This window comes from Pseudomaricurvus hydrocarbonicus (assembly GCF_011602365.1).
In the GTDB taxonomy this organism is placed as follows: Bacteria; Pseudomonadota; Gammaproteobacteria; order Pseudomonadales; family Cellvibrionaceae; genus Pseudomaricurvus; species Pseudomaricurvus hydrocarbonicus.
In genome coordinates, this window is record NZ_JAAONZ010000011.1 from 161,021 (window position 1) to 167,848 (window position 6,828).

At 47.0% G+C, this 6,828-nt stretch carries 7 protein-coding genes; 1 reads left to right on the forward strand and 6 read right to left on the reverse strand.

All coding sequences use genetic code 11. The annotated features are described in order from the left end of the window. Positions 1–11: 11 nt before the first annotated feature. Positions 12–1,130 (reverse strand): saccharopine dehydrogenase family protein, encoded by a 1,119-nt coding sequence (locus tag G8770_RS14500; RefSeq protein WP_167188125.1) that lies wholly within the window; start codon positions 1,128–1,130, stop codon positions 12–14. Positions 1,131–1,304: 174 nt separating this feature from the next. Between G8770_RS14500 and G8770_RS14505 the strand changes: the two genes are divergently transcribed. Then, positions 1,305–2,336, forward strand: a complete 1,032-nt coding sequence (locus G8770_RS14505) for an AraC family transcriptional regulator (protein ID WP_167188127.1) — start codon at positions 1,305–1,307, stop codon at positions 2,334–2,336. A 123-nt stretch (positions 2,337–2,459) separates the two neighbouring features. On the opposite strand, the gene G8770_RS14510 is transcribed toward G8770_RS14505, so the two are convergent. The 5 genes from G8770_RS14510 to G8770_RS14530 all read right to left on the reverse strand — a co-directional run bounded on the left by G8770_RS14510 (position 2,460) and on the right by G8770_RS14530 (position 6,598). Further along, the gene (locus G8770_RS14510; protein WP_167188130.1) at positions 2,460–3,743 is read right to left on the reverse strand and encodes a hypothetical protein; all 1,284 of its coding nucleotides are present in this window, start codon (positions 3,741–3,743) and stop codon (positions 2,460–2,462) included. Between the two features lie 363 nt (positions 3,744–4,106). Further along, a complete protein-coding gene (locus tag G8770_RS14515) occupies positions 4,107–4,364 on the reverse strand; it encodes a hypothetical protein (protein ID WP_167188133.1) in 258 nt (85 codons plus the stop codon). Between the two features lie 90 nt (positions 4,365–4,454). Continuing rightward, entirely contained in the window at positions 4,455–4,748 is a 294-nt protein-coding gene (locus tag G8770_RS14520; protein WP_167188136.1) for a hypothetical protein, read from the reverse strand. 790 nt (positions 4,749–5,538) lie between these two features. Then, complete coding sequence (locus G8770_RS14525; protein ID WP_167188139.1) at positions 5,539–5,742, reverse strand: YgaP family membrane protein; 204 nt, start codon at positions 5,740–5,742, stop codon at positions 5,539–5,541. 490 nt (positions 5,743–6,232) lie between these two features. Next, a complete protein-coding gene (locus tag G8770_RS14530; RefSeq protein ID WP_167188141.1) occupies positions 6,233–6,598 on the reverse strand; it encodes a PEP-CTERM sorting domain-containing protein in 366 nt (121 codons plus the stop codon). Positions 6,599–6,828: the final 230 nt, after the last annotated feature.

A 6,828-nucleotide genomic window follows, 5' to 3' on the forward strand; every position in this document is an offset into this window, starting at 1 on the left:
ACACTGACTCCTTACGCCGGTGAATTGCTGTAACCCAACTCATGGAACACTTCCAGTAATTCCCGGTGTCCGAAAGCAACCGCCGCAGACTGAAATCCCGATTTTTTCAGTTGACCATTGAGGATACGCTCGGCTGCTTCGGCACAGATTTCACCGGTAAAACAGTAGGGTGTGGTCAGACTCAGGCAAAAGGTTGTATTACCCTGTGGACCCTGACCGTAGCAGACGACCATCGAACGTCCGGTGTCAGGGGTATCCGGCTCGGGCTCTCCCACCGCCATGGATTCACCGATTTCGTTGGTCAAGTCTTCACGTTGTTGTTGAGTCAAGCCCTTCGCACGTTCGTTAAAATCCTGAATAATCTTGGTAACATTGTCGACAATGTCGTCACCGAACGCTGTCAGTACCTTGCAGTTGCGCACGCGGGGATCTGTTTTAAACCACACCGGTTCACACGCACCGCCCCAGGGTAAAGCGCGATAGGGGTTCATGCGATGAGGAACGACGACGTCGTAGCTGCGATCATTTGGCCAGGCTGCGTATTCGTTCTGTTGCAGAAAAAATTGACTATCGGCGTTGCCCTGCATACGCAGAAATGACTTGGTTGAAGCTTCAGAGGGCAATGCATTATCGATTTGATACACCAGTTCAAGACTGTCGATGCCGTTCGTCTCCAGCACAACTTCGGCGGTCAAGGCACCGGCTGCCCACATATAGGAACAAGCGGGGCTCAAGAGCAAATTTTTGTCCGCGAATGCCTGGCCGTACTCAGCCTGGATGGCTCGCGTCCAGTCCTGCTCTCCGGTTGTGTCCAGATAGTGACAGCGGGCTTGCAGGCAGGCCTCGACAATCGGCCAGGCTACTTGCATAAACGGGCCTGCCACGTTGATGACAACGTCAACTTTTTCAAACAGCGGCTTTAGCTCTTCAACGTTGTTGCTGGCTGCCACCAACTCCACATCGACCGGGCCGTGGTGACGTTTTTTTACGACGTCCAGGGCCGCTTCCAGTCGCGACAAGGTGCGACCGGACATATAGAACGGCAGGCCACGTCGAGCCAAACATTCAGCGACCAACTTGCCAGTGTAGCCACTGGCGCCATAGATCAGGATTTTACGTTCTTGAGACATGTAGCACTCTCCCCTTGTGATATCGACTTCTCGTTATGGAGCTTTTTATGATTACTGAGAGCCACTATAGGGAGATTCGGTCTGCTCGCTAATGCTCAAGCAAGACAAAAATTTGCGAATTTACGACAACTGGAGATACAATGAAAAAAACAATAATTCGAAGTGACCCACGCTATGCACATAGAGAGCAATCACGGCAGTCCACAGTCACTACGCCATCTGGTTCAGGGCCTGTTGCCCCTCATAAACTGGATGGAAACACAAGGCATTGATAAAGCACCGATTCTAAAGCACGCCGGTATTCCATTAGACGCCCTCTCTCAACCGGATTATTCCATCACTCCCAGCCAGGAAATTTGTTTCACCTGTGAGGCCTATCGTGCAGCCAATCAGCCCGACCTGGGTTTGCTGATTGGCCCGACCTATCATCTGTCCAATTACGGAATGCTTGGACTGGCAGCCATGACCAGTCGTGATGTGTTTGAGTGCTATCAGGTTATTCTCGAGAATATTCTTCTCACCTGGACATTTTTTAGATGCAGTATTTATACGGAGGGTGATCTGGCGTATTTACAAATGGAGCCTATTCGCGACCTGGGTGCGTCACTGCAGTATATGATTGAGCGTGACCTCAGTGCTGGCAGACAGATAGCCAGCGAAGCATTAGATCAGATACTCCCAGTGGTCAGCGTTGAGTTTCAGCACCCACCAACCGGCCATGCCGATAAATACATAGAAGTTTTTGGGTGTGAGGCAAAATTTAATGCCAAACACAATCGTATCGGGTTTGAAAAATACTGGTTGGAACAACCTTTACCCAAAGCCGATGCGATTACCTCCAGTGTCTTTACCTCTCAATGTCAAGAGATTGCAAAGTCACTGAGGGCTAAACACAGTTTTGCCGAGCATATTCGTTATCACCTGCTCAACAGTAATTTTGATACGCCTTCCCTTGACGCTGTAGCCAGAGTATTTAATACAACCCCGCGGACAATTCAACGAAAACTGGCGTCCGAGTCCGTGAGTTATCAGGAACTCCTTGATGATGTCCGTGAAAGTGTATCCACCGAGTATTTGTTGTCTTCTGATTTAACGATTGAAGAGATCTCGGAAAGGATTGGATACAATGACGCCGCTGCATTTAGCAATGCATTTAAACGCTGGACTGGAGTTTCGCCGACGCAATACAGAAAACGAACTCCTTAATAGGTTAGGCAATTGTCCGCTGTCTGCCACTTCTGCCATAGCGCTGTCAAACGCCTCACTATCTGCGCCGCGACAATGGCCAGGCACGCCCAAATTGGCTTAAGTGAATTAAAATCATTGCCATTAATCCATCAGCTGCCTGACCAGCTCGCCAAGCTTTCTGGTTTGCCAAACGTTGAGCATTCTGGTCATCATATGCAGCTGAATGCGTGCATTCTCATGCTGTTGAAAACTTTCATCCTGATAACTCTGTACAGGTTCCAGATCGGATATCTCCCGCGTTATGGCCACCGGAGCGCTCATGAAGTAACTCACACCGGTAACCGCCAGACTCAAGAGGATATGTCGCCGGATCTCATTCACATTCAACAATGGGCCACCACACGCTGAATATTCATCGACAAAGACCTGCAAAATCTCGTCGAGGTGATGATCCCAGATGGGGGGTTCAGCACCACTGATGACTCCCTGAATCGCTTGGGCAATACTTATTTGCCCGACCATTGCCCAATCCATCAGGCCACACTGCAAGATCCCTTCTGCATCGCGCCAAAACCAGCAGTTATCAATATTGGCATTCCAATGGCAAAGGGCTATGAAATCCGGATTGCTGTGCAATATTTCCTTAATATGTTTTTCAGCCGCTATCACAAACGGTATATCACTGAGAAATTGCTGATGAAAGTCCCTGGCGCGTATATTGTCAGGGAACAATTGCGGGTGACGATTAATAAATTCAAACATCCGGACAGCACGTTGTATTAGTTTTTCTTCAGGCTGGCGTATTGATAGCATCGCCGAGGACTGTTTCGGGTTATACCGAAAATGTTCATCAAACACCGCAGGCAATCCACCCAGCCTGTGGGTAGCAGCCAGTTTCGCCTGCGCCCTGATGATGGTTTTATAGTGCTCCAGCGGTTGAGGGACAGAGTAGTCCATGCATTTGGGATACAGTGGCTCCAGACCTTTACAGCCAAAAAGAATACGCTCGCTAATAAGCAGTCCGGTACCCGTTTCAGCTTCTACGTCGGCAAACAGGCACGCAGGTACAGTGACCGGAAAATCGATATTACGGGTAAAGGCTGCAAATTTCGCTTCTGACACCATCATAAAACGCGCGCTATCACGCAATTCATCTTCAAAATTTCGGGAAAATTTTATGAACAATTCACCGGGAAAATTGGGCTCAGGCGACGCAAAAGCCACGTTCAAAACCAACTTACTGCCAGTACCACCCCCAAAAAATTCTTCTTTGTGCAAAATCTTGGTGACACGGTTGTCTGGCGATAGCGCCCCTGATGCGTGAAAAATTTTGGTCAGAAAGTTGGCCCCACCAGAGAGTAAAGCCTCGGCATCGGCCGGGATATCAAGTCCGAAGAGGTCGCCTTTTACCCAGCGCGTTTCCATTGGTGCAGCTCTCCCACTGTTGTTTGTATTTATCAGGTCGCGGTCAACATTTTTGTTGAGCAACGATCAAATCGAGGGTTTACTGAACAACCCGGAGAAAATTTGACTCAGCAATTGCAGGCAACCCTCTCCCAGCCGGGATATATCTCTGACCATAATCCAATATACTGGCTAATGATGTAATCTCAAGGCGTTCTGGCAATAAACCCGGACTCGGCATGAAAAATGGCTGCCCGACTGATGAATCGAACCGAACAAACCGACAGAAAAATGAAAGTAACAGCCAAAAGTGACATCCATAAGGTGTTTAGCTGTGTCTGGTTTGCCTAATGCCCTTGCCGAAGTATGGCCACAGTTAATTGCTTACTTAGTACGTAACAATTTTTCTATTTTAGCGCTGTAATACTCTATCTCTGCTTCGTTCAGAGTGATTCCGAATGCCTGAGTTAGTACATTATACACTGCCTTTGAAACCGGCACCTTGGTGATGTTCAAGACCGCCAGTATATCCATAGCTTCATACTTATAGCCCTCTAACTCTAAAGTAGACTCAGCCGCTTCACCGAGTGGATTCCACTCACGTAATATCCCTGCGATGGAACTAACAAGTTCTTCTTTCATGATCCTCAACTGAAATCTAATTTTACGGTTAATGACGGTGGATAAACGACGAAATCCTTGTTGTTTTATGCGTCTAGTTTTGTTGATCGATTACAGCAATTTATCATCTTCAAGATCTTTAAAAACAAGCTCATGAAGACATCGATCAAACTTCTGACCGTTTTCATCAACAATTGAAATGAGGCCAAGATCAGCCAGAGGCGTCGCACCATCGAACTCACACAAAAAGGTATGAATGAGCCGCTGCAGCTCTTCCCAAACAACTGCATCCAGGTGTTTCTTTTCTTCTTCCGGCAAAAAATCAATGTCAGCCAGTATTCTCTGTCTGGCTTCGCGAATCGTTCCCACTAAATTCTTCAAAAAAATCTCTTGAAGCGGTTTCATAGGCATTTTTCCCGCCTGACAGTGCCTTCATGACACATATTCCCAAATCATTATCCGTGCAAAACCGGATACCCCTTTGTATTCATACCTCATGACTTTTTGACCAGGTTAACGTAGCCAGAATGATGAATATCAATAGATATAAACATTTATCCCCTACACTCATGGCTCGATGGGGTTGGCACAGCCAGATATAAATAACATTGCGCAAGCTGAAGTGGGTGTGTGTATTCCTGCGAATCCCTGGAGCCTCACTGATCAAAAGCTTGTCTGATCCCAAAGCTGAAACCTGCGCTTTACCGCCGCACTACCAGTGCCCGTTCAAACACCCATCTGATATGACAATTCGTAAGGGAAAAAAGAATAAATAAGCATAAGGGGTCCCTGTCTCCTCCATCATCCTGATGGCATTTCGTTGAAACAAGTGCCAAACATAACGTCAATTGACAGAGAATTCAACAGTTTCGTGCATTTTCCAATAAATCAATTTCGATGGGACAGGCCGCTCGAAGGGCCTTAAATATGAAGGAGGTATATGAGGAAGATATGCAAAAAATGAGCATTAAATCCTAGGGTATCCGATGGCGGAATCGAAGATATCTTGATCACCCTGGATCCCCAGTGACACATCATACGCCCAAGGGCATCCAATGAAGGTTTATTCCTGTATTGGGTTCTGGACGAAAAAAGTAGCCACCCAAATCCAAGAGGGTTTTTCAGTATTTACCGTATTGCCACTTGCTGAACCATTATACTTAACAGAATTTTGCTGCAGAAACATAAAAACTGATCATTTGAAGGCACACCCCGGCGTTTTACCTGACTTTTTCAACATCATCGCCAATGGGCAAAAACCGGTAAATGAAGCCTGCAACATGTTGGCCCCCACAAACGCAGTAAACCAAAGCCAATACACAGAATGCAGTTGACTTAAAACCAAGCTGATGAGAATAAAGCTGCCGGCAATGGCAAAAACCAGACGATCAACGTTCATCATTACCTCCTGTCGGGACAAAAGTGATTAAGGTCACGTCCCTGGAGACACATCAATATTGATAGTATAGATCAGATAAAATTTGAGTTTTTTTATACCCATAGGGCACAAGTGAATTGCCTGAATGAACCCATTGCTCGATTCGCCAATACCGAAAGCAGTGACTTCCCTTTACTCCTCAAGCCACCCCTGCCTTTTGAACAACCTATCCATTCATCCTGCCAAACAGGCTGCGTCGGTTCAATTTGTAAAGGAGTGCCTGTAAAGGAGTGCCTGTCCCTTGTAAAGGAGTGCCTGTCCTTCATTTTTGCCCGAGCAACCCCATCGACTCAATCGCTGGACAGACTGCGCCCGGGAACCCGGGCATAACGTGCGCAGCATCAACGGTCTAAGTGAAGACCTGGAGAATCTTGAGCTGGGTGAATTCGGTCGCTTCCAACAGCACTTTCAGCAAGAGTTAGACAAGCTTCAAAGATTAATCATCTGCGGATCAGGCCATCATGACTTTTGCATCTTCCGGCTTGCAGATTTTTCTCGATGCAAAGATGCCTAACAATCCCAAAAGCAAAATGGATAGCGTCATTGGCTCAGGCACATCTGACAAGGGTGCTTCTCGGGATACCACTGACAAAGGAATACCGAATGGCCTACCCCAGCAAGTAAACTCAGGACTACAAGTGCCAGTTGAATCATCTAAACAATAATCCAGGGCCATAAAATTGGAACCGATATCCAAATAATAATGACCCTCGGAACTCAAATCTCCCTTGGCGAGAACCAGAGAAAAACTGGTAATGCTTACCACACCCTGCTCATTGATCTGAGCATCAATATAACCGCTCTGGAAGTCACTCATACTGACATTAAGATGTTCCGTAGGAGTAGGAGAAAGGATAGCTGAAGAGGACAGGCACTACCTGAGAACGAAAACCAACACTTAAGTCTGAAACACACCCCAATATCATGAGAGTGTCCTGATAACTGTGTAAACGTCCCGTGACGCGTCAAAGATGAGCCGTTACCCGCTCACCAAATTCGATAGTAAACCGGTTTAGCGCGGGCTTCCAGTTCCTGATCGGCATAGTC